Consider the following 26,620-nt stretch of genomic DNA (forward strand, 5'->3'; position numbering starts at 1 on the left):
TTTCTTCTTTCCTCTTTCCCTCTTCAAAAAACATGGGTTACACAGACTGTGGCTGCCATATAGCCCCGACAGTAGCGGCATCCTTTTTGTTTTTTCTTTAAAAACAAAAAGATAGAGCGAATGGCGGGAACTGGCCCTGCGTGAAAATGCCTGAAGTGGCTGCTCCTGATTTTTTGGCTAACAATTGGTGTATTGTCTTGCTATTTGTTGGGGGTTTTTGGGGTATAAAATATTGTTTATGGGGTGGTTATGTCGCCCAAATAGTAGCTATCGCCCAAATAAAATGATATGTTGTCTTTTTTGAGGTTTACTTTTTTCAAATAAATTTTGTGTGTATAAACTACGTTGGTTCCAGAGCCTACGCTTGTTGTGGTTACTTCGATGGTGGCTTGTGTTGTAGTGTTATCGACTTCCCAACTTTCTGTAAGTGTGGGGGTTGTTGGGGTTGTGGTATTGCAAAAATAGGCGGTTGGCAAAGTGCCATTGTAAACCAAATACCGCAATTTGTTTGTGGTGTTGCTCAAATTGGCCACTCGTGGTGTTGTGGTTACGGCATTGGCGAAGAGGGTTGGGTCTAGGTTGTCTAGCAACAGGGCTTCTTTGTCTATTTGTGAATATAGTTTGGTTGTGGAACATTTGCTTAAAGCAGAGGAGCTAAATGGATAGGTTAGGGTGGTGCTGGTTGTAAAATTGCCAAAGACAAATGTGTCATAACTTTGTGTTCCTACGGGTTTTTGGAAGGTTATGTTTTTGAGTATGATGTTGTGATTGTATCCTATGATGGATGTGGCTCCAGTTGTAGCATTTGGAGTTGATTTTTTGGCGGTGGTTGTAATTTGTATGGTGCCTCCTATGGCTGTCCACTCTTCGGCTAAACTTGGGGTGGCGGCTGGTGGTACTCCACAAAAATTATCTGTACTGGGTGTGGCAGAATAGGTGCGGTAGATGACTTTTGTGGTGCCTGTTATGGCTATTTCTCTCACGCCAACGGTGTTGATAAAGGCAGTGGTGGTGGCATTTGTTATTTTGATGATCATGGCGTCTGTTCCGTTGATTTTATATACCAAATCGCCACAAGAGGCAGCGTTTTCTATTTCGGCAAAACTGATGCTTTTTACGGTTACATCGCCGTCGTTGCAACTTAGGAATCCAAAAAGGACTGCCATTATTCCTAAAAATTTTTTCATATAGCTGAAATTTATTTGTTATATAGTATGTTTTTTGTAGCTTTTTGTTTATTATAGTTTGTTTGCCTCAGGCAAATTGTTTAGGGCGATTTTTTGTTGATATTTTCAAATTTAATTTTGTTTTAGGCCTTATTATCCAATTGTAAGTAGGGTTTTGTTTTTTTTTGGAATCAAAATACTTGCTTTTGACACTTATATTTTGATAAGAAAAAATACCTAAATAGCTTTAATTAGCTTTAATGGAAGGTTTATGTACTTAAAACGGGAGCAAAAATAAGATTTTTAATTTGTTTGAAAATAATTATCTTGTAAATTTAACTATTTGTTGGCTTCAAAAAAAATGGCTGTTGATTTGTAGCATTGATTTACTTACCTTTGAGCCGAAAAATTTGACTATGAAACTCACAAAATATTATGTAGCTGCCTTTTCAGCCTTTCTGATCTGGGGTTTTTTTAGCTTGGCTCTCAAGCCATTACGGGATTATCCTTCGTTAGATATTTTGTTTTTTAGGGTTTTTATAAGTGCTGTTTTGATGTTGTTGGTTAATCTAATTTTTAGAAAGGCTGTGTTACAACAACAATGGAAGCTTTTTCGATCATTAGATAGCAAACAGCAGCGGCAAACCTTATTTTATACGTTTTCGGGTAGTTTTTTATTGGCTGCCAATTGGTTTGTTTTTATTTATGTTGTGAATCATATTGGAGTTAAAACGGCTTCGTTGGCTTATTTAATTTGCCCTATTTTAACGTCGTTGTTGGCATTTGTACTTATCAAAGAAACATTAAATAAGTGGCAATGGGTTGCTATAAGCATCAGTACGATAGGGTGTTATATTTTGTCTATGCACCATTTTGACGATATTTTATACAGTATTGTGGTAGCTGCCACGTATTCATTTTACCTCATTAGTCAGCGAAAAAATAGTTTTTTAGATAAATTTATCTTACTTTCTATCCAAATTATTACTTTGTCTGTAATATTGTTGCCGTTTTATCCGATGGTTGTTTCAGATTTGCCAAGGCAAGAGACGTTTTATACTTGTTTATTTTTTATTACGGTATTTTTTACCATAATACCACTTTTTTTAAATCAATATGCTTTAAAGGCCTTGAGTTCCTCTACGGTAGGAATCATGATGTATATCAATCCGATCATCAACTTTAGCATTGCTTTTTTATATTTTAAAGAAACGGTTAGTACGCTTCATGTGATAGCCTATTTGCTTATCGTTGTTTCGATAGTTGTATTTAATTATAAATTTATTTTTATTAAAAAAAATCTATAAAATGAACCAAGCGATTTATTTGGACCATGCCGCTACAACCGCCATCAGACCCGAGGTGATTGTGGCTATGACCCAAGCCATGACAGAACATTATGGGAATCCATCCTCAACACACGCTTTTGGACGGCAAGCTAAAAGTGCCATTGAATTAGCCCGAAAATCCATAGCCCAAGCCTTGCACGTATCGGGGCAGGAAATTATTTTTACTTCGGGTGGCACAGAGGGCAACAATTGGATCATCCAATCGGCCATTTGTGATTTGAAAGTAACCCGCATCATAACCTCCAGAATAGAACATCATGCGGTGTTGCACAGTGTATTGGCCGTTCAAGAAAAGTATGGTGTTGTGGTAGATTATGTAAATATCCTTCCAAACGGAGCTGTGGATATGACCCATTTGGTAACATTGTTGTCTGAAAATCAAAAAACATTAGTGTCGTTGATGCACGTGAATAACGAAACGGGGGTGATAACCAACATACAGCATGTGGCACAAATTTGCAAAGAACATCAAGCCTTTTTCCATTCAGACACCGTGCAATCTGTTGGCAAAATGGCACTGAACTTGCAAGATATTCAGGCCGATTTTATTGTTGGCACAGCCCACAAATTTCATGGGCCAAAAGGAATAGGTTTTGTTTTTGTTAGAAAAGGCCTTGTTTTGCAGCCGCTTTTTTTTGGAGGCGAACAAGAAAAGGGTTGGAGGGCCGGCACAGAATCGGTACCTCAAATTGTGGGCATGGCAAAAGCATTAACATGGGCAATGCAACATTTGGAACAAGAGCAGGCCTATATTGGTTTATTAAAAAATCAAGTCATTTTTGAGCTCAAAAACCATTTTCCCAACCTTAAAATTAATGGCGAAAATACCATTAATTCTATTTTAAACATCAGTTTGCCACTTTTTGAAAAAAAATACGATATGTTGATGTTTCAATTAGATATGAAAAAAATAGCAGTTTCAAGAGGAAGTGCTTGTCAATCAGGTAGTTCCAAGCCATCGCACGTTTTGAAAGAAATGCTAACCGAATTAGAATTGCAACTGCCCCATTTGAGAATTTCGTTGGGCTATGAAAACAAGCCGTCTGAAATGAGTACCTTTGTCAATGAATTAAAAAATATATGCCATGTATAAAAAAATAGTTGTTTACATAGCCCCATGTATGCTGTTGTCGTGCTACCAAAAAGAACAGAATTGTAAAGATTTTAAAACAGGAACATTCCGATTTGAAACCACCATCAACGGCAAAAAAGCAGTTACCGATTTTGTTAGAAATGATAGCATTGAAATAGAAACTTATAACGGAAAAACCGATACCGCCACCGTAAGATGGGTTAGCGATTGTGAATATATCCTACAAAAAAAACATCCAAAAAATTTATCCGAAGAAAAAGCCATTGATATAAAAATATTGTCCACAGACAAAAATACTTATACTTTTGAATATGGCATAGTAGGCGCCAACAAAAAAGAGAGAGGATTTGTAACAAAACTAAAATAACTTACGTAAAAGATAGAAATATTAACAATTAAAAAATCAAAATGGAACTATTAACCTCCGCAAATGCTTGGATTGCATTATTAACTTTAACTTTTTTAGAAATTATTTTAGGTATCGATAACATCGTTTTTTTATCGATAGTATCGGGTAAATTACCAGAAAATGATCAACCCAAGGCCCGTCGAATAGGTTTATTATTGGCCATGGCTTTTAGAATTGTATTGTTATTTGGAATCACATGGGTGTTAAGCTTGCAAGAAACGATTTTTAGTATCGATTGGCCTTTCTTTTCTGCACATATAACGGGTCAAAGTATTATTATATTTGCAGGAGGATTGTTTTTATTATACAAGTCAGTATCAGAAATACACCACAAAATGGAAGGCGAAGAAGAAGGAGCCAATGCAAAAGCAGGCAACACCTTAACGGGAGCTATTATACAAATAGCGTTGCTAAATTTGGTGTTTTCATTCGATAGTATTCTAACGGCAGTTGGATTAATCAGTATGAAACCCATAGAAGAAGGCGGTTTTGGCTACGAAGGAGCTTTAGGAATCATGATTTTGTCTATCATTATTTCTATAACCATCATGATGATATTTGCTGGGCCTGTAAGTAAATTTGTAAATCAACATCCAACCATACAAATATTAGGCTTATCTTTTTTAATACTAATTGGGGTGATGCTGGTTGCAGAAGGCTCACATTTGGCTCATTTCAAGTTTGGTACTGGCGTAGAAGTAGGAAGTATTCCAAAAGGATATTTGTATTTTTCAATCTTCTTTTCGCTGTTTGTAGAATTTTTAAATTTAAAGATGAAAAAATCTAAAAATCCAGTAAAACTACACAACAATACCATAAAAGACGATGAACTGAACGATGCCAATCCGTTAAATTAATTTTTTTTATAAAAAAAAACAAAAAACCCTTTCAGAAATTTTTTTGAAAGGGTTTCTTTTTCTACATTTGCACAAAATTAAATAAGATTAAATTTTTCCCCAAATTTACCATATTTACCTATTAATGAAATTTTTAAAAAGATTTTTCAACACTCCAGAAATACCCATCCAAAACTATCAAGAATTTTGGAATTGGTTTTCTGAAAACGAAAAAAAATTCTTTACCATTGTAAAAGACCGCAACAATATCCAAAAATTATTTTTTGATATTTTAAGCGACAAATTGGATCAATTGCATGCGGGCTATTTTTTTGCCTGTGGCATGTTTGACAAAAATACCGCAGAATTAATCATTTCTGCAGAGGGCAACATCAAAAACATAATTTTTGTAGAAGAATTAGTGGCAACGGCACCCCCTTTAAAAAAATGGCGTTTTACTGCCTTAAAACCCCAAAACAATCTCAAAGACATTAATATTCAAATGGGTGGATTTGAATTTAGTCCAAGCAAAGTCAGTTTTATCAGTACTATAAACCATAACTTTCCAGACGAAATTGCCATTACACTCTTGCACGACGATTATTCTGAAAACAACAAACAAACCATCAGCAACGGCCTTTTTGTTTTTTTAGAACACTATTTGGGCGAATTAAAATCAGCTACAATGATAGACGAAGTTCGATTTGAAAACCCCAAAAACATTACAGACGACATCATTCCAATTCACAAATTAAATGATTACCTCATTTGGCGAGAAAAAGAATTTATAGAAAAATATGATGCCGTAAGACATGGCACCGAAAATGATCAATATGCCATTTTAGAAGCCAAACTCCAGTCTGGCAATCCTTTGATTGCCGTAATCAACACCGATTTACTCAAATGGAATGCAAAAGCGTCCCACTCGTGGATACTTTGGATCGAAATTATATTTGATAAAAAACCTATAAGTAATGAAATATATGACGAAAAATATATAATTTTAAATCAATTTGAAGACGACTTATTAGCCCAACTCAAAGATTTTGATGGCTACTTGAACCTTGGCAGACAAACATACGAGGGCAAAAGAGAAATATTTTTTGCCTGTAAAGATTTTAGAAAACCCGCAAAAATAGTGCCCAACATGGCTCAAAAATACCAACATCAATTAGACATTACTTTTGATATTTTCAAAGACAAATATTGGACTGTCATGCAACAATTTGCAAACTAGTCGTTGAAAAAATGCAGCAATTTGCTTTAATAATAAAAAAAGATAGGTGTTTTTAATGTTTTTTTTATTCTTTTTGTAAAATGTAACTCGAAAAAAAAAGAGCAAAACCAAGAATCAAACAAAAATAGTTGAAAACTTATGGCCTAACAATTAAACTGTAAAGAAAGTAATAATATAAAAAGGTTTGAAAAAGCCTAAAAATGAAGTAGTTACACTAAAAAAGGGCGAAAATACAATAAAAACAAAATGTACAATACCGACATTTACCGTAATTATACCGTAACTTTTTAAAGCTACTTATTGAAGTTTTGAGATCATACCGTAATTGCCAAGCTGAAACAACCATAAAAAGGCTTAAAACACTATAAAAACAAGCCTTTCAGACTACAAACATACAAAACAACTACCAACTACACAAGCCCTTTTTTAGGGCTTTTTTTGTAACCAAATACCAAATATCAAAACACTACTTTTTTACTTTAGTTTTCAAAAAAATAGATTAGGGTTGCAGTTAGGGTTGCAGTTAGGGTTGCAAAAAACAACAAAAAATAAACTGAAAAATAATCTAATATACACAAAAAGAAAACTATAAACACAAAAAACGACTTTATAAGGATAGTGAAATAACATTTATTTTATATGGTAATTATATGTAAATAATTGAATTACAATGTTTTAGTTTAGTTTTCTACTCTTATCACACCAACAACTATAGCAATATTAACTATGTCATCGATAGTTATAGTAAACGGTTCGTACTTATCATTGTCGGAAACAAGGCTAATTTCGTGTGCTTTCTGTGTTTGTTTTAAACGTTTCACAACCGTACCCCTGTTTTTTATGGTAATTACATGCGGCACACCCCATTGAAAAAAACTAAAAGATTGAATGTGTTTGCACGCCAATATATCGCCTCCATAATATTTAGGTTGCATAGACGATCCTTTTACAGGAATTAAAAAATCAGCATTGGAAAACTCTGGAATTTTATAATACTCTAGTACATCATGATCCATAATGGTAAACTCCCCAGCACCAAAGCCTGCAATAGCCTCAATAGGTATAAGCGGCAGTTGCTTTTCTTTTTTATTGGGTTTTGGATAGCTTTTAATGGCTGTTGTAGTGACTGTTTTTAGCATTTCGCCCTGACCGGTAACTAACCATTCAAGTGAGAAATCTACACATTTTGTGTAAATAATATTGATATCGAAAGTACCTCTAGACTTCCAATTTGATAAAACTTGAGGTGTAACACCTAAAAAATTAGCAAATTGTGAATCTTTTTTAAAAAAATAATAGTCCTGAATAGCCTGTAAAATATTGGTTTTACTCATAATTCAATTTTTTATTAACAATTTGTGTATAAAATTGTTTTCATATAAACATTTCGTGTATATTTGCAACGTGTTTAATATTAGAACAAATAAAACAATGAGCAAAGATATGAAAAGAAAAGTCTATGAACCTATAAACAAAGAAGTTTTAGAAAGACTTAAACAAAAACACGGTTTTACGGCTCGCTTTATTTATGCGTCAATCCGTGGAGATCGAACCAGCGATAGTGCGACTAAAATTTTAGAAGACTATAAAAAAATGAAATCCGAAATCAATAAAACACTTCAAAAATTATAATTATGAATCAACTTATTACAATTTCAGAAAACAACGGACAAAAAGCCGTTTCAGCTCGTGAACTACACTCTTTTTTAGAAGTAGGTAGAGATTTTTCCAACTGGATTAAAAACAGGATCCAAGAATATGGATTTATTGAAAATGAGGACTTTGAGGTTTTCGCCAATTCTGGCGAAAAAGAAAAAAGTGGCAGACCAGCAATAGAATACGCCCTTACTCTTGACATGGCAAAAGAATTGGCAATGGTCGAAAAAAACACCAAAGGCAAACAAGCCCGCCGTTACTTCATCGCCATCGAAAAGCAAGCCACAGCTCCAAAAGTTGAAACGATAAAACTATCCAAGTTTGATCAGAAGCGAAAATTGATTGAGCTGATTCGTGAAAACCTAAAAAAAGGCGATGTAAAAAAAGTAGCTCACGAGCTTGACGTGAACTACAACACGTTGAAAAACGTAATGCGATACAACAATTTTAGCCCCAAGTTGGTACAGGCTCTTTATAACAAAGCACTTGCCAATAAACAAACCGCTCTACCTATCAATGAAATGATTAACCAATTAACACTTGACTTATGACACAAGCACTAGATTACTACTTTGACGATGCCACCTGTACTGCCGAGACTGTTGAAGAAATGAACGAACTATTAAAAAAGAAACTAAATGACTAATCAAGATCCTACTCCATTTGATAAATTTTGTTACGGTCTTATAATAGTTGCCATAAGCTATTTTGTGTTTAGGCTCATAGTACAGTTTTACTATCCTATTTAAAAAAAAATCAAAAATCTTCCCGAAAGGCATACACCCAGTTTCGAGTACTGGGCGGGAACAAAATTTAAACCTTTAATATTTTAAAAAATGCAAAAAACAATCAAAATTACAGAAGAAAAGCTAACCGAAATTATTGAAGCGATACAAAAGGTAAAGCATTTAATGAAAGAAGCCGAAGTATCGGAAATAAATAATTCAAAAGCTTCAAATAGTGAAAAACTATTTCATAATCTAAGATATTATAATAAAAATACAGCAAACAGTTCAAGTGGCTACCGAAAAGAAGAAGGTAGCGATAGCGAAAAAAGGATACAACAAAAATTAGAATGTTTGAGGCTGGCAACCCAAAAGAATGACGGAGATGTTTTAAACCAAGCAAAAGAAAATTTTGCTTGGCTAATTGCAGAGGATTAATTGGCAAGTTTAAGTGCTGGCGTGTTAAAACCTTTTGGGTAGATTAACTCATTAGTAAACTCATTAAAAAAAATGCACTGTGTCATTTTTGGGTCAGAGTAAACAACCGTCATTTTTGGACTACCCGATTTCAAAACAACCACATCACCAATTTTAAAAGATTCATTTTCCATATTACTATTTTTTTACAGTTGAGAGCGTAAAGATAGTAAATCTTCCCGAAAGGCATACACCCAGTTTCGAGTACTGGGCGGGAACAAAATTTAAACCTTTAATATTTTAAAAAATGCAAAAGCCAGTTATACACCTTCAAATAGGTTCTTTAATTCAAAAATTTTCAATTGAAGTTCGCCCTTCAACCGAAAAAACTCATGAAGATTTAAGCCGTCTATTACACGAGGCAAGTCATCAGATTGAGGAATCTGTTTTAGCAGCATTAATAGCTGCTCTAAATACCGCCATAGAATCTTATGAGACAACTTTGGTTGTTGATGGTACTCAAAAAAAGGAATTTTGTCAATCTGAACATCATTCAGATAGTTAAAAGTTTGAACCAAAGCAATGCTAAAAAATTCATTTTCATTGCTATCAAAATCATAAGAGGCTTTAAGCCAATTACTAAATGCAGTTAATTCCATATTACTATTTTTTTACAGTTGAGAGCCTAAAGATAGTAAATCTTCCCGAGTGGCACACACCCAGTTTCGAGTACTGGGCGGGAACAAAATAATAAATCTTGCTTTTACCTTCTCATTTGGGGGTTGAGCAAAAAAAATTAAAAATATGTACGAATACCACAATAACATCCTATCAATACCAGCAAAGCTTCTTTATCAAGATTGGAGTTTGATGGCTTATAACACATATAAATCTTTTTGTTCAAGAAAGAAACTAATTAAAACCAAAGAAGGACGTGGTGCGGGTAACGAAGCCTTTGTAAGTTTTTATGATTTGCCAATTGATATAAAAACTGTGTGTGTTCAAAAATTAGGTGCCCCAAAGGATATTATAGTCCGTAATCAGTTAGAAAATTACATTGTACCAGATCCGAAGGCGATTCAATTTTTTGCCCGTCATAGAAAACCAAATGGCAAACCCCTTTCAGAAGAAGACCAAAGAGAGAAAGCCACCAATGCCATGATTTTAAACGCCATTCAAATGGTGTTTAAAGACAAAGGGGTTATGACTAAAATGTTTGGCAAAAAGAAAACTTTGATTTGGCAAAATATCAGCGAGGCTGTTAATGCAATCAATCCCAACAAGTGGACTTATTCATTACCTGGCAATGCTCGAAGCTTGCAACGTAAATATGATAAATATTTGATTTACAGTTATAAAACTTTCATTCACGCAGGCGAAGGACTTGAAAACGCTCGTGTTATCAAAGGCGAAATTGCCGATTTTATCCTTGCCCAGTATTGTCTTCCTATCAAGTTAAGCGTTCCAATGGTTATGGGGCGTTATAATGAGGTAGCAGAAATGAAAAAATGGCCAGAATTAACCGAGCAAGCAATTCATACTTTTTTAAATGAGCCCGAAAGAATGCGCATTTGGACACTGGCACGTCATGGCAAACAAGCCTACGACCGCAAGTATAAACACACGCTAACCCGTAACAAATCGGACTGGTTCCCTAATAGTTTCTGGGCGATTGATGGCACAAAACTGGACTGGATTCACTATTGGGATGACAGCGACAATAAAATGGGAGCAAAACTTAAAATTGATGTAATGTTTGACGTGTATTCTGAAAAAGTAATCGGTTGGAGTTTGAGTTTTTCAGAAAGCCACATCGACCACTTTAAGGCTATAAAAATGGCGGTTAATGAATCGCAATGCCGCCCTTATTATTTGACTTATGATCACCAATCTGGGCATCAAATGGATAGAATGCAGGAGTTATACGATAGCTTGGTGGCAGTTGAAGGCGGAACGCACTTTGCCAATAAGGTAAAAAGCCATAACAACCCTGCAGAACAATTATTCAATCGTCTGCAACAACAGGTTATCAATCGTTTTTGGTTTTCAGATGGGCAAAGTATCAAAGTACGCCGAAATGACAACCGAATGAATGAGGATTTTATTTTAGAAAACAAACACCTTCTAAAAACAACAGACGATTTATACCAAGCGTGGGAAACGGTGGTTAATCTTTGGAATAGTGCCAAACACCCCAAATTTAACGCCAGTCGAAATGAAGTTTATCTTCACGAAATGCCACAAAAAGAAACCTTATCGCTTTTTGACATAATGGACAAAATGTGGGTGCAGGAGGCTAAAAAACCAATTCAATACAAAGCACACGGGCTGGATATGTGGCTTGCGGACAAAAAATACCAGTTTGAAGTACTCGACCACAACGGAGATATTGATATTGAATTTAGACGTAAAAATGTGGGCAACAAATTTATAGTACGCTATGATCCCGACTTCTTGGACGGCTACATTCAACTTTGTCAAAAAGACCAAAACGGCAACATTGTACTCGTAGCACACGCAGAACCAAAACGAGAGCATCAAAATATCCCAGTATTAATGAAAGACGGCGACAAAGAACAATGGGCCAAAGATTATGCGGTGCGTGATGCAGAATACAACAGAGACTTTGAAGATTATCAAAAATTAATGCAACGGGCGGGCATTACACCACAAACCGAAATAGACGACCAAGATTTAATGATAAAATTCAAAGGAAATCTACCAAAACAGCAACGTAGCAAAGTAGAATCAGAGGAAAACATATTTAACTATATTTAAAACAATAAACACAATGACAACAACTCAAAAACAAGCAATAGTAAACGAAATAAGACTGCTTTCTGCGAAAGAATCACAATCTAAAGTAGCAAAAAAAGCGGATGTTTCCACGGCTACCATAAGCCAAATGCTTAACCATAACTGGGACTTGATTAAAGCCGAAATGTGGCAACGTGTAAAAATTAACCTTCGTATTGAATTGGAGTGGCAAACGGCTGATACAACCAACTTTCGTGAACTTTCAAAACTGTTAAACAAAGTGCAGGATCGTGGAATGAGTGTTTGTATTGTTCATAATGCAGGAACTGGCAAAAGCCACACTTACAAATTGTATGAGCGTACGTATGAGAATGTAATTTACATAGAATGTAAAAACTACTGGACTAAAAAAAGCTATGTAAAACAACTGCTTACAGCCTGTGGATTGGATGCCTTTGGAACGGTTGAAGATATGATTGAAAAATTCATAAAACACGTTAAAGGACTGGTTAAACCAATAATCATAATAGACCAGTTCGACAAATTGAAAGAGCCATCAATGGACTTGTTTATGGATTTTTATAATGACTTGGATAAACATTGCGGTTTTGTTTTGAGTGGAGTTCCTGCCCTAAAAAAACGAATTGAACGTGGATGTCAAAATGAAAAAATTGGGTATGACGAATTAAAATCCCGCATCGGTAAAAAATACATCCCTCTTTATCCAATAAAAGAAAAAGATGTACAAGCAGTTTGCGAAGCTAACGGTATATACGATGAGCAATTCATAAACGAGGCTTTCAACACTTGTGAGGGTGATTTAAGACGTGTTCGCCGTAGCATCGATCAGTATTTCTTAATGCAAAAAAAATAGTAGTAATGGAACTGAAAATAAAAAAGGCATTAAGCTATGCCGATACTCAAAAAGCGACTTTCAAAACTATAAAAATTGATAACGACTGGAAACCACATCTGGGAGAACCACAATTAGGCAACAGCCATTGGTTAATATTTGGCGATTCTGGCCAAGGAAAAACAAGCTACGCCCTTCAAGTTGTAAAGCAGTTGTGTGCTAATGGACACAAAGTGTACTATGACACACTAGAGGAAGGGTTGAAATTATCCTTTAAACTGGCATTAGAAAGAAACAATATGAAGGTGGCAAATGGTTTTAATTATCAAAAAGAAAAGCTACCAGAACTAACGGCCCGATTAAGCAGAAAAAGACAACCTAAAATAGTAGTAATTGACTCGGTTCAATACCTTTTTAGAGGCAAATTGGAAAAGCATTATTTTGAATTTATAGAACAATTTGAAGATACCACTTTCATCTGGATAAGTGGTGCGGATGGCAAAAAACCACGTGGAAAAGTGGCAGAAGCAATCAAATATGATGCCGATATAATAATAAGAGTAGAAAACTATATGGCAACCATCGAAAAGAACAGATTTGAGGCTTACGAGTCACGAATAATATGGGAACAAGGTTACAACGACAGACAAATAAAATTGATTTAAAATGAAACATTTCCACCCACCAAAAGCCCTTTTAGAATTGGATCAAGTGATTAAGTATGATAGTGAGTGCGTGCCCATATTGAGCACTGCCGAAAGAACGCTTATAAAATATAAGCGAGCAAAACTAATGGCAGGTTTAGACGTTGAACTTACAACGCAGCTCATGGATAAAATAGCGGCCACTCTCGAACAAATTCATAAAAAAAATTGGCATCCAGAAAACCCTATTTTATATAAAAAACATGACTAAAAAAGAACATCAACGGCGGTATAGATTGCATGCCAAAGTTCGTATAATCGTTCATTTAGAAAGTCGTAAAAGAACGATATACGTGCCTACTGGCTACGAAACTCAAAACAAGCATATATTGGAATTAATCCATCGATTCCAATATAATGTACAGTTTGAAATACCAAATGATAAACAATAGGAATAAACCGAAGTAATAACTATAATAAACAAAAAGTATGAATCAAAAATTAGATTTATCGCAAATGAGCGATGCCGAATTTGAAGCCGAAATGCAACGTAGAAGTTTGGCTAAAATTGAAGCCCAAGAAAAGGCTCGACTAGACTACGAAAACCTAAAAAAAGAAGTAGTAACAGAGTTGAGCCAAGCCGCAGCCGAAATTTCCGAACAGTTGAGAGCCTTTAAACAAAAAGCGTTTTCGGATATGCAAACCCTTTTTGAAATGCTCAAAGAATACTCCAACCGACACAAAGACGGTAAAGGTAACTTTCAAGTAGAACACGAAAATTTCAGAGTGAGCTACAAACGCCAGGGCAAACCGCATTTTGATGAGCGAAGCCTTCAAGCCGAAAAACACATCATTGATTTTGTGAATACCAAATTTGAAAAAGATGTCGATACCAAAGACTTGGTCATGTCGCTTCTCGAACGTAAAAAAGGCGAACTGGATATTAACCTGGTCCAAAAAATTATACGCCATGGAAAAACGCTTCCAAGACGACAATTGGAAACGAGGGATTGAGCTACTCAAAGAAAGTTACAGCTACTCGCACTCCAAAGACTACATCGGCTTTGAAACCAAAAACGATAAAGGCGAATGGGTAACGATTAATTTGCAGTTTAGTAACATATAACCCCTCCCTAGCCCTCCCCAAAGGAGAGGGAGTAGAGCAACTAACACACCTCAAAGGTTTTGAAAACCTTTGAGGTGTAATAATAACACTAAAACAAACAGACAAATGGCAACAATAAAAAAATTACAGACTTTATTTTCAAAGTTAGGTATTGATGTACATCAACGCAAAACTAGGATTAACGCTTGGACTTCGGGCAGGACACAATCAGCCAAAGAATTGCAAGAAGAAGAACTAAAGGATTTATGCGAATCATTGGCCGCCGAAATAAATCTTCAAAAAAAACATATTGAAGATGCAAAACGATTAAGACGTTCAACTATTTTGAAGATAGCAACAGCAGAAGGTATAAAAGAACCTAATGACTGGGACACTTTTAATGATTTTATGTTGCACAAAAGCGTAGCAAAAAAATTATTACCCCTTTGTAGCATAGAGGAGCTAGACCGGGTTATACTACAATTTAGAGCCTTAGCACAAAGCAATGCCACATCGGCACAAAAAGCAGGAACAAAGGCTTATTATAAGCAGTTTGGAATGCAAAAACCGTGTAGTAACTAATGAAACCGTGCCAACATACCGAAGATAGTTATTGCTTGCAATTAGAAAACGACTATTGTCGTTCTGATGAGTGCAAAGGTTGTAACCACAAAGATACCAGCATAATAGTACTTGAAGTTGTAGCAACCTGCGAAAAAACAGCCTTACAGTGCGATAATTGTGGCGAAATAGTAACCGAACCTAAAACCGACTGCAGATGAAAGAATTATTGATAACGTGCATTATTTTTTATTTCAGTATAGGGGATAAAAAAATGACTAAAGCTAGACAATCCGTAATTTTTATAATGACTTATATAGGAGTTATGATAGGAACTTTAATTTATCAAAAATATTTGAAATGAAAACACTTAAACCTGAAATCAGATCCATTTTAGACAAAATCAAAGGAGTAAATGCCGATGAAGATTTTGTAAAAAGTGAGGTTGAAAAACGTAATCTAAAAAAAGAAATACACCGTTCCAACTATGAAATATCCTATGATATTTTAGGAAGATGTTTTATTTCGGCTCACTTATCTACTAAAAGTAGTACCGCCGAAATTGCTGTTATGAAATGGTTATTAACCTGCGATTTATTAATTGATGAAAATTATATTGAAGAATGAAAAAAATATACATAGCAGGCAAAGTATCGGGGTTATCAATCGAAAGCGTTTTAAAAAAATTCGCAAATGCACAGGAAGAAATAGAAGATTTGGGATTTAAAGCTATCAACCCAATATCCGTGGTTAATGATTGGGCGTGTGACTGGCATACAGCAATGAAATTATGTATAAAGGCACTAATGGACTGCGATGCTATTGTAGTTTTGAATGACTATACAACCTCTGATGGAGCAAAAATAGAATTGGAGTTATCCAAAAGATTAGGGATTACGATTTTTTATGGAGTAGAAGAATTAGCAAAATATACTATCTGATGAAGCCAATTGAAGTATTACATAAAAAGAATGCCACCAAACCCGAATTGAGATCTGCCTTAGCCGAGAGTTTAGGTGTTCAGTGGAACGAACCAAACCAAACCAAAGGAGATGAAACACCATTTAAACAATGTTTAAACTTCTTTTTAAGTGAGTATAAAATAGTCACAAAATTAGATTATGCCTTTAGTCCAAAACACGGCATTGCCTTAAAGGGCATACTTGAAAAAATAGAGAAAGTAAGCACAACTGGAGATGTAACAGCAACATTTACGTACCTAATAAAACATCTACCCACTTGGTATAAAGAAAATGCTTTTAGCCTATGTGTTATCAATAGTAAGTTCAATGAAATTATCGCAACAATAAAGACAAATAAAAAGATTAGTGATGGATACAAACAACAAATCATTACAGACATTTTCAGATAATAGCTTAACACAAGAGCAAACTCAAGCACTAACAAACTATTTACCTGAAAACTTCATACCCAAAGTAAAAGCAATTAAAACTGTCAAACAGGCACTAGAACAACGCACAAGTTCGCTGGCAAAAATAAAGAAGAATGTAGGTACAGTTAGAACCGAGGCCCTGATAAAAGTATATTTAGTTCGCCTAAATGATTTGTTAGATTTAAAAAAACCACTTTCTGAAGAGGCAATAAATGAAATTGCCAATATCTTAACAACAGACTATTACAGCCTTACAATGACCGATATTGTTTTCGTTTTACAACAGGCCGTCAAAGGAAAGTATGGTGAAATGTTTGAGAGTTTGAATATTCCAAAGGTTATAAAATGGTTTGAGATTTATTTTAACGAGCGCTGTAATACTGCCGAACAAATGAGCCAAGATGAAAAAAACAAACACAACTCTCTTTTTGGACGAGAACGAAGTAGTGAAGCCGTAAACGAACAAAGGGAATTTTCAAAACAATACACAATCAATAAGCTAATAAACAGAAAATGATACTCCCATTTAGCACTCAATTAAACGGCAAGCCTACATACTTTGTTGAGAAAATTCAAAAAGGATTAATAATGAATGATTTAATGAGAGAGTTTGATGCCAAGCTTTCTCACAAAGAATTTTCATTCGATGCGTTTAGGGATAAACTCATTAAAATTCACACCATCCGTGAAGACAAAAACGACCGATGGAAAGTTGGAAACAAAATTGATTTTTTTATTAATGCCCGTCAAAAAAATATGTTTCGATTTGCCCCAGTTCTACCAGTGGTTAATACTCAAAAAATAGAGATTTATCATAGTGGAGGAGCAATTAACACTAAAACGATATATGTAGATGATGAATGTTATGTAGCCAATTATGACGAAAAATATAACTCTTCAAAACAAAGACAACAGTTAAACGGTAAATTGGAAATGATTGAAATAAAAGAATAGTATGTTCAAATATTGCAAAAAATGTTTAAAAATGTGTTTATTCAAAAAAGGAAAATGCACAATTTGTAAAAGGTAACCGCTCCAAGTGAGCGGTTTTTTTTTGTGGTAAAAATCGACTTGCACGGAATTATTTAAAGCAATAATTTTGCACTATGGCAAATCGTAGAACTCAAGGGCAACAGCGTAACAAACTCCTACGCTACCGTGCTATATTAGAAACGTACTTACAGCATAAAACGGAAGATATTCCGTTTGCAGTTGTTTGGCGTAAATATGTGTACCCAGTTCACTTTATTAGCATTGGTACTTTACGCAATATTATAGACACACCTATCAACAAACAACTAAAAGAAATTGACAATCAAACCTCTTTATTCGATTAGTTAATTATTCCCCCTTTGGGGGTTTGCTTTGCCAGTTCGCTTTCGCTCGGGTGGGGGCTTTAAACATTTGTTGCTTCGAAATAATAGGTTATAAAATATTCTTGTACACCATCGTCCCGAACGCTTCTTTTTAAATCGTTGCGTATCATTCTACTACAATTTACATCGGGAGCAAACCCATGTATTTTTTCATGTATTTTTTGTGCCAAATCCCAAATAAACCACGCTTGGTTTTTTTGGGTTTGTGGCGCTTGCAGGCTGGTATTGGTTAGCTTTAAGTTTGCCAATGTTAGTTTTACAGTTGCCTTACCCAATTGCCTGTTTTGTGGCACAGCGTTTCTATCAACTCCCAAATTAGAATAATTTACATCACTAATATCAATCAAACAACACGGCCATTTAACGGGCGGTTGGTACATGTTTAATTGTCCCCAGTCTTCGTCAATATATTTTAGTTCGGTTACTCCCGATAGCCTGTTTTGGATATTTTGAACAACTTGTTTCATGATTTAAGGTTTTTTTTAAAATCGTTAATTAATTTTTTTGCGTTTCGGTTTACAATAACTTCTATTGCGGCTCTCAACTGTGGATGGTCGCCAATGAATTGCCGTTGAGGCATTTTTATATTTACGCTCCTGGTAAAGGCTTTTACTTTTTGCTCTTTACCTTTTACGGTTCTACTGAATGGTCGCACGTTTTGCGTTGCTTTAATTGTGCCGCCCTCGTTATGTATTTTGGCATAGGGTACATCAAAATTCCAAACAATTGAATTGCCGTTTCTTTTTGGTGTTTTTACGCCACGGCGTAATCTTCCACTACCTTTACCTATCAATATGCCACGCCCTGGATCAGAACCATTTTTTCGGGCTGCCCATTTTGTGCCAAAAAAGCCTTGTTTTTCAAAATTTCTATCAAACAACTCCGTGGCTTTTATTTCTATGTCTTTTAATGTTTTATCTGTAAATTGTTGAAAATTCATAAAATTTGTATTTTATATAAATTTGTTTGTATATTTGCAACGGTAGTTTGTCATTGATGGCATTCTACCCCCAGAGGTTTAAAATAGCGTAAGTTATTTTAAACCTTCTTTTTTTTGAACCTTGCAGTATTATAAGATTTTATAATATTGTTGGGATAAATAACAGTTATTGTATTAATATTTTTTGCCCTATTTTGATTAAATGTATTTAAAACCGCTCCATACATTTTTCTATAACTATCAGGCTTTTTAGTTAAATGAATTACAACTTCTTTTACCCCTTGCTTATTTGCCTCTTTTAAGGCACTCTGCACAATATTTTTTCCATTAGTGGTTTCAGATACTTTAACATCAACTAACTGTTTTGTTTTTAAATTCAACGCATCAGGGTTTTTATTACCATCTTCAATAACAGGTAACATTCTATAATGTCCGCCATTATTTGCTAATAGTTTTAAAACCTTTTCATTTTTAACTGCTTCTTGAGGGTTTTGTTTCCCCGTTGTGAATTTTTCAAAAACGCCATTGTTTTTTATTCCAGTTTGTTTTTTAAATTCAACATTTTTATATTTATCCTTTTTGTTTGAATCCGCTAAAACTTCCTTTACTTTATTTGCACCCGCTACTTTATTATAAGGATGACTGGGCGGAAATAGTACTTTATCCTTTCCTGGATTAAATCTGAAAATTTCAAGTTTGTTTTTGCCGTCTTTACCTAGTTGAGTAGTGGCTAAATTTCCTTTTTCAATCGCTTTTTTGCTATCACTTACTTTGTAATCTTCGGGCAAAACTTCGACTACTGTACAGCGGCATCGCCAACCATTTGGAGGCATAAAGCTATCCCAAAACGGATCCGATTTTGGCAGGGTTGTATCTCTCAAAACATCATGACTATCACGCACACGCTCATCACCTGCAGTACGATATTGCAAATTATAATCTTCGCTAAAGTCCGCCCATTTATTTGCAATTTGAGACGATGCCACAGCAAACTGGTATTCAGCTTCTAAATATTGCCTATTATAGGATTCATTAATTTTTTTAACGTCCTTATAAAACTCTGAAAATGGTTTTATTTTATTTTCAGCGTTCAACAATAATCGTGAAGCTTCAAAAAGTTGGGCGTGGGTTTTCAGTCCCGAAAATAAAAAAACATCATTTTGCAAATTTTCTAACAAAGTACCATCAACCACATTGTCCACAATAACTTTGTCAAAAATGGCATTGGTTTCATTGATTAAATTTTGATATTCCAAAGTGTTTTTTAAGTCCTTCGGGTTATACTTTCCGTTTTCGTGCAACTTTTTAAATGCCTTTTCGGCAATGTTTAAAAGGTTTTTAAATCCTTTTGGTAGAGACAGGTTTAAACCTGTCTTTACCATTTTACAATCAACACAATTGCAATCATAAATAAAATTTAATCTATTGTGTAATGCACCAAAGTACAGCCCCCCAACCCCCGAAGGGAGAGCAGGGAGGCTTAAACGAAAAAATCGTCATCAAAGTTCAGCGTTCCCCCTTTGGGGGCTAGGGGGCTCTTTTCTACAACTTCAACCCCAAACTTTTTAAGAATATAATCGGGTGCTATCGAGTAACTTCCAGTACCCAAAAAGCCAATGGCACGCTCATATAATTGTTGTGTATCTTCTTGCGGGTCAAATTCAAAATTTAATTCTCCTGTAAGAAATCCAATATTTATAAGCGCAGGTATAATGGTATCGTTCCAATATTGCTCCACCTGTTCCATATCCGATTGTACTAACTGCCAAAGCATGTCCTGTGAGCTTTGTTCTTTGCCCTTGCTTCCGTTTTTAGTATCTTGGCCTATAACCGCACCCGAAATTAACATCGAAATTTCATTATTACAAAGCCCTATTAAATTATTGTAAACATCGCCATTAGTTGACACACCTTTTGCCCACTCAAAATTTTCTGTGCTATCAATAATAAACCAAGCGGCACTCCCCATGTCTCGCATCATTTGTTCGCCACGGCGTAGCATGGTTCCGTCCTGTGTATTGGTTTTCAAAACACGTGGCGGAATGCCGTATATTTCGCAAAGTTCACTCCAACAGGATTGTGCAAAACGTTTGAATAAAACGTGGCTCACGGCTTTGTTTAACAATGGGTTTAAACCCATTGCTCCATCATTGTTGTAAAACTCTAAAATCCAAGTTCCGAATTCGGGCATTTCACGGTAAGCCGTTGTTTTGTCTTGCGTGTAATCTTTATAAAACAATCCTTTTTGAGGCACAACATTGGTTCTTGGTAAAGTAGTAATAACAGGTACTAATTCATTACCCACCCCAGCCCTCCCCGAAGGAGAGGGAGTAAGAGTAAGTTCAACCAACGAATAACCATAATACAAACTATCTAAAATGGCCATGGTTAATTGTCGAAATACAGGGCTGTTTTTTAGTTTAGTTGTTTGCTCCTCATCAGCCTCACCGTTTGGTTTTTTAAGCGAAAAACTCGATGTGAATAATTGTTGTTTGCGGTTCTGAATCTGTGAAGTCAAAAGGGCATCATTGCTTATCTCGTCAAAAAGCATTTGCAATTTGTAATTTTTTGGGTCTTCACTTTGTGCCATTCTCAGTGCCGTGTTCCAACTTTGAATGTCTTGTCTTGTTCTGCTTACTGCTTTGCTATCATAAGGCAAAAAACGTTTTTGCACATTATTGGTTTGTGTTTTTGCAAGTGTAATTTTATTAAAAAAATTTATAATTTCCTTTTTCATAATAGTCTTTTATTCGTGATTAAATTTTGTACGGCTACCAAAACGGAAAAGTTCTTTTTGAGTTGCTGGGTCGGTGTTACTATCTACCAAAACAGGGAGATTAAGAGTAACCGTTCCTTTTGATATTCTATTGAGATAATCAATTGCCCGGTCGTAGCGTTCTTTGATATGCTCGTAGATTATATCGGGATTAGACAATTGACAAGCATACCATACGGCAACTGTTTTAACGTGTTGCATTATGAGTGCATTTCTGTTTTCGCCCTGTGCCGAAAAAATCAAATCCACATCATAACGAGGTCGTCCGTCCTGCCATTGTTTTAAATTGTTTGAAGTCAAATAACTTCTTACTTCTTGCTCAGCTGTGGCAATCGCAGTTAATGCAATATCATTGTTTTGCTCTGTAATTTGAGTTAATTGATAGTCATAAATGACTGAATTAAGTTCTTGAACGGTAATAAACATAATTATTTATTTAAGGGTTAAAACCTGTGGCTTGTTCTACTCCCAAAGGAATATTGATTTTTTGAAATGTGGGTTGCCACATTCACAACAGAAAACCCACCGTGTGTGGCATCGGGCCCGTCGTCGTGGGCTTGACTTCCTTTTTCAAATGCAAGGAACTGGTCGATTAGTATTTGGATATCGTCTTGTATAAAATCGGGTAGCTCATCGGAATTAAAATAAACATTCATTCTTTCAAAGTGTCCACATAAACTTTCTATACGGTCGTATTTATCGGCTTTACTCCTTTTGTCTGCCGTTACCGGGATATAGTATCCTCGTTTTTCGCCTTCGGCATCAAAATCAGAAACAAACTCGTCCATGGCAAAAAGTCCTTCAATCAGATAACGAATATTATAGTTTCGTAAATCAAAGGTTTCATAAACATCATACAACCACTTAGCGGCATGAGCACGGCTTTTTTGTTGCAAATAAGCTAGTAAAATATGAAACTCTTTTCCTGTTTTGCCTACCAAAACAAGAGCCTTATAATCCGCATTTGCCTTGTAACTTAAATCCCCATAAAAGCACAAGGCATCATACTGTTTGAGTCCTTTATGAACATTCATTTTCTTGCTTTGGATATTTTCATATTTGAAAATCGCTCCGTCTTCAATATGCACGTGCATATATTCACGCATAAAAGAACGGTAGGGCATAGCATTGAATTTTTTACGCCAATAATCTGCGCTTGTTTTTTCTATCCATTCGGGTTGAAAATCTTTAGTGTCTTTGACGGCACAAACCGTTAGAACCTCAAACTTAATATCGTTTTGCTCTTTACTTTCTTTCTGTTTTTTTATGACTTCTTTAAAGTAAATTTTAAGACGGTTAGTGATACTATTTTTGTTGAAATTATTGTTTGCATAAACAAATCGTTCGGTGGCATCGTCATCGGAATCGAAACAACCCCAAATATCCTCTGTTATAAAGTCGATAGCCTCACGCATCATTCTATCATTATTTACGTGGCGTTTGTCGTCCACGTCATCTACGGCAATATAGTCCGGACGTTCGGATTGTTCTCTTGCCCCACGTGGATTTTGTCCAAAACCCAAACACATAAACTTGATGCCGTCGGAGGTTGTAAAGTCGCCATCTGCCCAGTTGCCCTGTTGAAACTTTTCGCCATAATCATTTTTTAAACGATTATTAAATTGCAATTGCCCTTGTATCCCGGACAATAACCGTTTTGCCTTTGGCTCCGTTTCGCCAATCAAAAGCATAAATTTTAAATCGTGCATTGCTAAATACAAATACAAAGGAATTCCCATATCAATATGCACCGACTTCCCAGCAGAGCGAAACATCTCACCCAAAAAACGAAGCCGTTTATTTTTGATGATGGTATTGGCCATTTTGGTATGAAACCAACCGCATTTCTTTTTGGCGTAATTGGGAAAGTAATACTCAAACCATTTCACATAACTTTTTTCAAGTTCTTTTATTCTATCGGCTTTTTGTTTTGCCGTTTCGTGAATATCAATAGATGTGGCCTGTGCAATACGCAAACAATGTTTGTCGTAATCCTGTAAAAGTTTTAAATATTTATTATTGGTGCTCATTAGTTTTCAAGACTTATCCTGTGTTGTAAAAATTGTTTGTGAAACGAGGTGCATTTGGTGGCAAAATCTGCATCAATTTGAGAGATGAATAAATCCAAATCTTTAAGAATTTTATGCACCACAATAGGATCGGAATTTTTATCGCATTTATCCAATGCCGACATTAATTTAGAAATGCCATCGGCTGGAAGTTTTGGAGTACCTCCACTAGTTACGTTTAAGAGTTCCTGTTGTAGTAACTGTTTTATTTTGGTTGGCGATGCGTGAAAATTATATCGCTTCTCATCCCAATCATGTTTTTTTGCCCACTCTCCAATTGTTGCTGGGCGAACGCCGTACAATTCCGAAACTTCGGCATTTGTTGCCTCAAAGTTTTCTATATAATAAGCCTCCGCTTTTTGCCGAGTTGCATCTTTTGATCTTGCCATTTCTATGATTTTATATAGCAAAAGTCAATCTATTATATGAGTTTCAAAAAATACCAACAAGCGTTTGGCAACATCAATTAAAACATTGATAGAAAGTGTTTAAGGATTGAACACTTATTTTTTTAAGCCAAAAAACCGCCTAAAATTTGCTCTATCAAAATGAAAAAATAGTAAATCAAGTTATGCCAAAACCTTTTGTTTTTAACGACCAAAGCCAAAACAATAGTTATGGTTTTAGAATCCTTACTGCAGGTATCAGTTTAAAGCGATTTAATAAAAATCCAATGATGTTAAACCAACATTGGAATTCAACAGAATCGGTACTGGGTAAATGGACAAACATAAGAGTAGAAAACGATTTGCTTTTAGGAGAACCTGTTTTTGACATTGAAGATGCGGATGCTTTAAAAGTCTCGGGCAAAGTAGAGCGTGGATTTATTAACTCGTGTTCGATGGGTATCACTTTTAACCGTGAAGACCTCAAAATTATCGGTACTGAACTGGTAATGGAAAAATGCGAATTATACGAGTGTTCAATTGTGGCCGTGCCATCCAATGCCAATTCGATACGTCTTTACTCTCAAAGCGGAACACTTCTAAAAGATGACGAAGTAAAACAATTGTGTTTAGAAGCCCCCCAACCCCCGAAGGGGGAGTTAGAAACTCAAAAAGAAGAATTAGAATTTAAAACCAATGATATGAAAAAAATCTTGTTATCAGTTGCCTCTCTTTTGGCACTAAAATTTGACAAAGCAACTCCCGAAGTGGATGTTGAAAAAGTTGAAGAGGCTATTTTGACTTTGTCAAATGAAAACGCAACACTAAAAGCTAAAGTGTTGGCACTTGAAGCCGAAAAAGACACGGCACAAGACGCAAAAATTACTGAAATGGTAAGCCTTGCTATCACACAGGGTAGAATTCCTGCCACTAAAAAAGATGATTTTGTAAACCTTGCAAAAGCCAATTTTGACCTTGCAAAAGCTACAATTGAAGCAATCCCTGTAAAACAAACACTTTCTAACGGAGTGAGTAACCCCGAAGATAAAGGAGGCATGACAAAAGACGCTTTTCAAAAATTGAGCCATAGTGCACAATTGGAATTTAAAGCCAATCATGCCGAGGAATACAAAAAAATGTTTAACTAAATAAAAAAAGAATATGCCAGCAAATTTTGCAGATGTATGGTTGGATAGAGTTAGAAATAACATAACCAATGCCGACCAAGCCCCCTTCCTTGATGGAATTACCGAAATGGATGTAGATGTATCGCTTATGGGCGAAGGCACCATTACAGAGAGTAATGTTATCCATGTGCCGACAAGTGAGTTTGCACCTGATATTTTGATTAATAACACCACATATCCAATTGCTTTACAAGCCTATACCGATAGTGAAGTCATTATAAAATTAGATAAGTTTCAGACCAAAGTAGTAACACTTACAGACGACCAAGTTATGGGTGCGTCTTATGACAGAATCGACAATGCTACTCGTAAAACAGTACAAAAATTGACCTCTGAAAAATTTACAAAAGCAATCCATGCTATTGCTCCAACGACAAACACAGCAAATACACCTGTAATTGCTACAACTGGAGCGGCAGATGCTACTGGTAGATTGCGTTTGGTTTATAATGATTTGGTAAACTTGAAAAATCAGTTTGACAAAATTAAAACACCTTTAGCGGGGAGGCGTTTGGTTTTGTGCGCAGATCATTATAATGATTTATTATTGGACAGAGCCAATTTTGGCGACCAATTGGTAAATTATGTTAGAGGACAAGTTGCCCCTATTATTGCAGGATTTGAAATTTTCCAATATGAAGTAATGCCAATGTATTCTGGTGGTACAAAAAAGGCTTATGGCGCTATATCTGTTGCAGGAGATAAAACTGCCTCGGTGGCATTTTTGGTAGATAATATTGCAAAAAAAACTGGAGTTACTAAACAGTATTTTACTGCCGCAAAGGATAATCCGACAACGCAAACTAATCAATTAGCCTACCGTCACTACTTTATTGCAGTGCCATTTAGAGCCGAAATGATTGGAGCAATTATTTAGTAATCAAATGGCTCTCATCAACAAATGAGAGCCATTTAATAAAATCTTTCAAATGGAACAATTTGTATATCCAACCTTAACCGCATTTTTCGCCGCATTAATTACTTGGCTTTTTTCAAGACGCAAAACCCTTGCCGAAGATAGAGCCGCCGAACTTGATAATGCCGTTTCGGCTGTGAAATATTATCGTGATTTATTAGACGATATGGCTATTAGATTAACTGCCGCCACTGAAACCATTAAAACAATGGAAGCACAACACAGAGAGTTAATGTTGGTAAATCAGCAGTTAGTGGATGAGTTGCAAAAGTTCAAACAATTAAACGGAAAAACGCATGACACCACTAGCCGATAAAGCCTTAAAAATAGCCATCAGCCAAATAGGCATTCAAGAACTTCCAAAGGGAAGCAACGCAGGAACTGACGTTGAAAAGTATTTAAAAAGTGTTGGACTGGGCAAAGGGTATTCGTGGTGTATGGCGTTCGTTTATTGGTGCATTTTGGAAGCTTCAATTCAATTGGCTACAAAAAATCCGTTAAAGAAAACGGGGGGTGTTTTAGCCCAATGGAATACGATTGATGCCAAATATAAGAAAGTAGCGCCACAGCAAGGCGATATTTTCATTATGGATTTTGGCAAAGGGCAAGGTCATACTGGCTTTGTTTTGAAAGTACTTCCAAATGGAACAATCCAGACCTTAGAGGGCAATACCAATGATGATGGAAGTCGAGAGGGATACAAGGTTTGTAATCGAATCAGAAACCTTAAAACCATCAAAGGATTTATAAGAATTTAAAAACAATTTAA

At 35.5% G+C, this 26,620-nt stretch carries 38 protein-coding genes; 27 read left to right on the forward strand and 11 right to left on the reverse strand.

The annotated features are described in order from the left end of the window. Positions 1–236 precede the first annotated feature (236 nt). Positions 237–1,187 carry a hypothetical protein gene (locus B0A58_RS07230; protein WP_089080493.1) on the reverse strand — a complete coding sequence of 317 codons (951 nt, stop codon included), beginning with the start codon at positions 1,185–1,187 and terminating at the stop codon, positions 237–239. Positions 1,188–1,582: 395 nt separating this feature from the next. On the opposite strand from B0A58_RS07230, the gene B0A58_RS07235 reads away from it, so the two are divergent. From B0A58_RS07235 to B0A58_RS07255, 5 genes are all read left to right on the forward strand, one after another. Further along, on the forward strand, positions 1,583–2,473 hold the full coding sequence (locus B0A58_RS07235; protein ID WP_089080542.1) for an EamA family transporter: 891 nt from the start codon (positions 1,583–1,585) through the stop codon (positions 2,471–2,473). Position 2,474: 1 nt separating this feature from the next. Next, positions 2,475–3,608 carry a cysteine desulfurase family protein gene (locus B0A58_RS07240; protein ID WP_089080543.1) on the forward strand — a complete coding sequence of 378 codons (1,134 nt, stop codon included), beginning with the start codon at positions 2,475–2,477 and terminating at the stop codon, positions 3,606–3,608. Further along, positions 3,601–3,975: a hypothetical protein gene (locus B0A58_RS07245; RefSeq protein ID WP_014083423.1), complete on the forward strand. Its 375-nt coding sequence runs from the start codon at positions 3,601–3,603 to the stop codon at positions 3,973–3,975. The genes B0A58_RS07240 and B0A58_RS07245 overlap by 8 nt, the downstream gene beginning before the upstream one ends. A gap of 41 nt (positions 3,976–4,016) precedes the next feature. Further along, complete coding sequence (locus B0A58_RS07250) at positions 4,017–4,874, forward strand: TerC family protein (RefSeq protein ID WP_089080494.1); 858 nt, start codon at positions 4,017–4,019, stop codon at positions 4,872–4,874. Positions 4,875–4,998: 124 nt separating this feature from the next. Further along, entirely contained in the window at positions 4,999–6,090 is a 1,092-nt protein-coding gene (locus B0A58_RS07255; RefSeq protein ID WP_089080495.1) for a DUF695 domain-containing protein, read from the forward strand. A 680-nt stretch (positions 6,091–6,770) separates the two neighbouring features. Here B0A58_RS07255 and B0A58_RS07260 read toward each other — a convergent pair. Beyond that, the gene (locus B0A58_RS07260; RefSeq protein ID WP_089080496.1) at positions 6,771–7,424 is read right to left on the reverse strand and encodes a LexA family transcriptional regulator; all 654 of its coding nucleotides are present in this window, start codon (positions 7,422–7,424) and stop codon (positions 6,771–6,773) included. A 97-nt stretch (positions 7,425–7,521) separates the two neighbouring features. Here B0A58_RS07260 and B0A58_RS07265 point away from each other — a divergent pair, with 97 nt between their 5' ends. The 3 genes from B0A58_RS07265 to B0A58_RS07275 all read left to right on the forward strand — a co-directional run bounded on the left by B0A58_RS07265 (position 7,522) and on the right by B0A58_RS07275 (position 8,909). Next, a complete protein-coding gene (locus tag B0A58_RS07265; protein WP_089080497.1) occupies positions 7,522–7,722 on the forward strand; it encodes a hypothetical protein in 201 nt (66 codons plus the stop codon). A gap of 2 nt (positions 7,723–7,724) precedes the next feature. Further along, positions 7,725–8,297, forward strand: coding sequence for an antA/AntB antirepressor family protein (locus tag B0A58_RS07270; RefSeq protein WP_089080498.1), 573 nt, complete (start codon positions 7,725–7,727; stop codon positions 8,295–8,297). Positions 8,298–8,582: 285 nt separating this feature from the next. Further along, entirely contained in the window at positions 8,583–8,909 is a 327-nt protein-coding gene (locus B0A58_RS07275; RefSeq protein WP_089080499.1) for a hypothetical protein, read from the forward strand. On the opposite strand, the gene B0A58_RS07280 is transcribed toward B0A58_RS07275, so the two are convergent. Further along, positions 8,906–9,082 carry a DUF2158 domain-containing protein gene (locus B0A58_RS07280; protein WP_089080500.1) on the reverse strand — a complete coding sequence of 59 codons (177 nt, stop codon included), beginning with the start codon at positions 9,080–9,082 and terminating at the stop codon, positions 8,906–8,908. The two genes, B0A58_RS07275 and B0A58_RS07280, sit on opposite strands and share 4 nt — an antisense overlap. Before the next feature lie 126 nt (positions 9,083–9,208). Next, entirely contained in the window at positions 9,209–9,547 is a 339-nt protein-coding gene (locus tag B0A58_RS07285; protein ID WP_089080501.1) for a hypothetical protein, read from the reverse strand. Positions 9,548–9,692: 145 nt separating this feature from the next. Between B0A58_RS07285 and B0A58_RS07290 the strand changes: the two genes are divergently transcribed. The 15 genes from B0A58_RS07290 to B0A58_RS07350 all read left to right on the forward strand — a co-directional run bounded on the left by B0A58_RS07290 (position 9,693) and on the right by B0A58_RS07350 (position 17,538). Next, entirely contained in the window at positions 9,693–11,666 is a 1,974-nt protein-coding gene (locus B0A58_RS07290) for a hypothetical protein (protein ID WP_089080502.1), read from the forward strand. A gap of 13 nt (positions 11,667–11,679) precedes the next feature. After that, a complete protein-coding gene (locus B0A58_RS07295; protein WP_089080503.1) occupies positions 11,680–12,519 on the forward strand; it encodes an AAA family ATPase in 840 nt (279 codons plus the stop codon). Between the two features lie 5 nt (positions 12,520–12,524). Continuing rightward, positions 12,525–13,163 carry an RAD55 family ATPase gene (locus B0A58_RS07300; RefSeq protein WP_089080504.1) on the forward strand — a complete coding sequence of 213 codons (639 nt, stop codon included), beginning with the start codon at positions 12,525–12,527 and terminating at the stop codon, positions 13,161–13,163. A gap of 1 nt (position 13,164) precedes the next feature. Continuing rightward, entirely contained in the window at positions 13,165–13,413 is a 249-nt protein-coding gene (locus B0A58_RS07305; RefSeq protein WP_089080505.1) for a hypothetical protein, read from the forward strand. Then, entirely contained in the window at positions 13,406–13,594 is a 189-nt protein-coding gene (locus B0A58_RS16275) for a hypothetical protein (protein ID WP_133063087.1), read from the forward strand. Before B0A58_RS07305 ends, B0A58_RS16275 begins: the two co-directional genes overlap by 8 nt. A gap of 37 nt (positions 13,595–13,631) precedes the next feature. Continuing rightward, complete coding sequence (locus B0A58_RS07310) at positions 13,632–14,156, forward strand: DUF3164 family protein (protein WP_089080506.1); 525 nt, start codon at positions 13,632–13,634, stop codon at positions 14,154–14,156. Then, on the forward strand, positions 14,113–14,268 hold the full coding sequence (locus tag B0A58_RS16970; RefSeq protein ID WP_165766307.1) for a DUF3164 family protein: 156 nt from the start codon (positions 14,113–14,115) through the stop codon (positions 14,266–14,268). Before B0A58_RS07310 ends, B0A58_RS16970 begins: the two co-directional genes overlap by 44 nt. A gap of 105 nt (positions 14,269–14,373) precedes the next feature. Continuing rightward, positions 14,374–14,829: a hypothetical protein gene (locus B0A58_RS07315; protein ID WP_089080507.1), complete on the forward strand. Its 456-nt coding sequence runs from the start codon at positions 14,374–14,376 to the stop codon at positions 14,827–14,829. Next, positions 14,829–15,029 carry a hypothetical protein gene (locus tag B0A58_RS07320; protein WP_089080508.1) on the forward strand — a complete coding sequence of 67 codons (201 nt, stop codon included), beginning with the start codon at positions 14,829–14,831 and terminating at the stop codon, positions 15,027–15,029. Before B0A58_RS07315 ends, B0A58_RS07320 begins: the two co-directional genes overlap by 1 nt. A 139-nt stretch (positions 15,030–15,168) precedes the next feature. Beyond that, entirely contained in the window at positions 15,169–15,435 is a 267-nt protein-coding gene (locus B0A58_RS07325; protein WP_089080509.1) for a hypothetical protein, read from the forward strand. Further along, positions 15,432–15,749, forward strand: a complete 318-nt coding sequence (locus B0A58_RS07330; protein ID WP_089080510.1) for a DUF4406 domain-containing protein — start codon at positions 15,432–15,434, stop codon at positions 15,747–15,749. The genes B0A58_RS07325 and B0A58_RS07330 overlap by 4 nt, the downstream gene beginning before the upstream one ends. Continuing rightward, positions 15,749–16,180 carry a hypothetical protein gene (locus B0A58_RS07335; protein ID WP_089080511.1) on the forward strand — a complete coding sequence of 144 codons (432 nt, stop codon included), beginning with the start codon at positions 15,749–15,751 and terminating at the stop codon, positions 16,178–16,180. Before B0A58_RS07330 ends, B0A58_RS07335 begins: the two co-directional genes overlap by 1 nt. After that, complete coding sequence (locus B0A58_RS07340) at positions 16,140–16,718, forward strand: hypothetical protein (RefSeq protein ID WP_089080512.1); 579 nt, start codon at positions 16,140–16,142, stop codon at positions 16,716–16,718. Before B0A58_RS07335 ends, B0A58_RS07340 begins: the two co-directional genes overlap by 41 nt. Then, complete coding sequence (locus B0A58_RS07345) at positions 16,715–17,155, forward strand: hypothetical protein (protein WP_133063089.1); 441 nt, start codon at positions 16,715–16,717, stop codon at positions 17,153–17,155. The genes B0A58_RS07340 and B0A58_RS07345 overlap by 4 nt, the downstream gene beginning before the upstream one ends. A 152-nt stretch (positions 17,156–17,307) precedes the next feature. After that, a complete protein-coding gene (locus B0A58_RS07350; protein ID WP_089080514.1) occupies positions 17,308–17,538 on the forward strand; it encodes a hypothetical protein in 231 nt (76 codons plus the stop codon). Positions 17,539–17,597: 59 nt separating this feature from the next. On the opposite strand, the gene B0A58_RS07355 is transcribed toward B0A58_RS07350, so the two are convergent. The 7 genes from B0A58_RS07355 to B0A58_RS07385 all read right to left on the reverse strand — a co-directional run bounded on the left by B0A58_RS07355 (position 17,598) and on the right by B0A58_RS07385 (position 23,751). Continuing rightward, on the reverse strand, positions 17,598–18,044 hold the full coding sequence (locus tag B0A58_RS07355; protein WP_089080515.1) for a hypothetical protein: 447 nt from the start codon (positions 18,042–18,044) through the stop codon (positions 17,598–17,600). Further along, the gene (locus B0A58_RS07360; protein ID WP_089080516.1) at positions 18,041–18,517 is read right to left on the reverse strand and encodes a phage virion morphogenesis protein; all 477 of its coding nucleotides are present in this window, start codon (positions 18,515–18,517) and stop codon (positions 18,041–18,043) included. Before B0A58_RS07360 ends, B0A58_RS07355 begins: the two co-directional genes overlap by 4 nt. A gap of 98 nt (positions 18,518–18,615) precedes the next feature. Continuing rightward, positions 18,616–19,899, reverse strand: coding sequence for a phage minor head protein (locus tag B0A58_RS07365; RefSeq protein WP_089080517.1), 1,284 nt, complete (start codon positions 19,897–19,899; stop codon positions 18,616–18,618). A gap of 98 nt (positions 19,900–19,997) precedes the next feature. After that, positions 19,998–21,254, reverse strand: a complete 1,257-nt coding sequence (locus B0A58_RS07370) for a phage portal protein family protein (protein ID WP_089080518.1) — start codon at positions 21,252–21,254, stop codon at positions 19,998–20,000. Positions 21,255–21,263: 9 nt separating this feature from the next. Next, positions 21,264–21,719 (reverse strand): phage protein Gp36 family protein, encoded by a 456-nt coding sequence (locus tag B0A58_RS07375; RefSeq protein WP_089080519.1) that lies wholly within the window; start codon positions 21,717–21,719, stop codon positions 21,264–21,266. A gap of 17 nt (positions 21,720–21,736) precedes the next feature. Further along, positions 21,737–23,323 carry a hypothetical protein gene (locus tag B0A58_RS07380; protein ID WP_089080520.1) on the reverse strand — a complete coding sequence of 529 codons (1,587 nt, stop codon included), beginning with the start codon at positions 23,321–23,323 and terminating at the stop codon, positions 21,737–21,739. Next, positions 23,323–23,751, reverse strand: a complete 429-nt coding sequence (locus B0A58_RS07385) for a hypothetical protein (RefSeq protein WP_089080521.1) — start codon at positions 23,749–23,751, stop codon at positions 23,323–23,325. Before B0A58_RS07385 ends, B0A58_RS07380 begins: the two co-directional genes overlap by 1 nt. A 182-nt stretch (positions 23,752–23,933) precedes the next feature. Here B0A58_RS07385 and B0A58_RS07390 point away from each other — a divergent pair, with 182 nt between their 5' ends. The 4 genes from B0A58_RS07390 to B0A58_RS07405 are packed head-to-tail and all read left to right on the forward strand — an operon-like array spanning position 23,934 to position 26,609. After that, complete coding sequence (locus B0A58_RS07390; RefSeq protein ID WP_133063090.1) at positions 23,934–24,896, forward strand: HK97 family phage prohead protease; 963 nt, start codon at positions 23,934–23,936, stop codon at positions 24,894–24,896. 13 nt (positions 24,897–24,909) lie between these two features. Beyond that, positions 24,910–25,812: a phage major capsid protein gene (locus tag B0A58_RS07395; protein ID WP_089080523.1), complete on the forward strand. Its 903-nt coding sequence runs from the start codon at positions 24,910–24,912 to the stop codon at positions 25,810–25,812. A 52-nt stretch (positions 25,813–25,864) separates the two neighbouring features. Beyond that, on the forward strand, positions 25,865–26,167 hold the full coding sequence (locus B0A58_RS07400; RefSeq protein WP_089080524.1) for a hypothetical protein: 303 nt from the start codon (positions 25,865–25,867) through the stop codon (positions 26,165–26,167). Then, positions 26,148–26,609 carry a CHAP domain-containing protein gene (locus B0A58_RS07405; RefSeq protein WP_089080525.1) on the forward strand — a complete coding sequence of 154 codons (462 nt, stop codon included), beginning with the start codon at positions 26,148–26,150 and terminating at the stop codon, positions 26,607–26,609. Before B0A58_RS07400 ends, B0A58_RS07405 begins: the two co-directional genes overlap by 20 nt. The last annotated feature ends 11 nt before the right edge of the window (positions 26,610–26,620 follow it).

Origin of the sequence: Flavobacterium branchiophilum NBRC 15030 = ATCC 35035 (assembly GCF_002217205.1) — a bacterium.
Lineage (GTDB): Bacteria > Bacteroidota > Bacteroidia > Flavobacteriales > Flavobacteriaceae > Flavobacterium > Flavobacterium branchiophilum.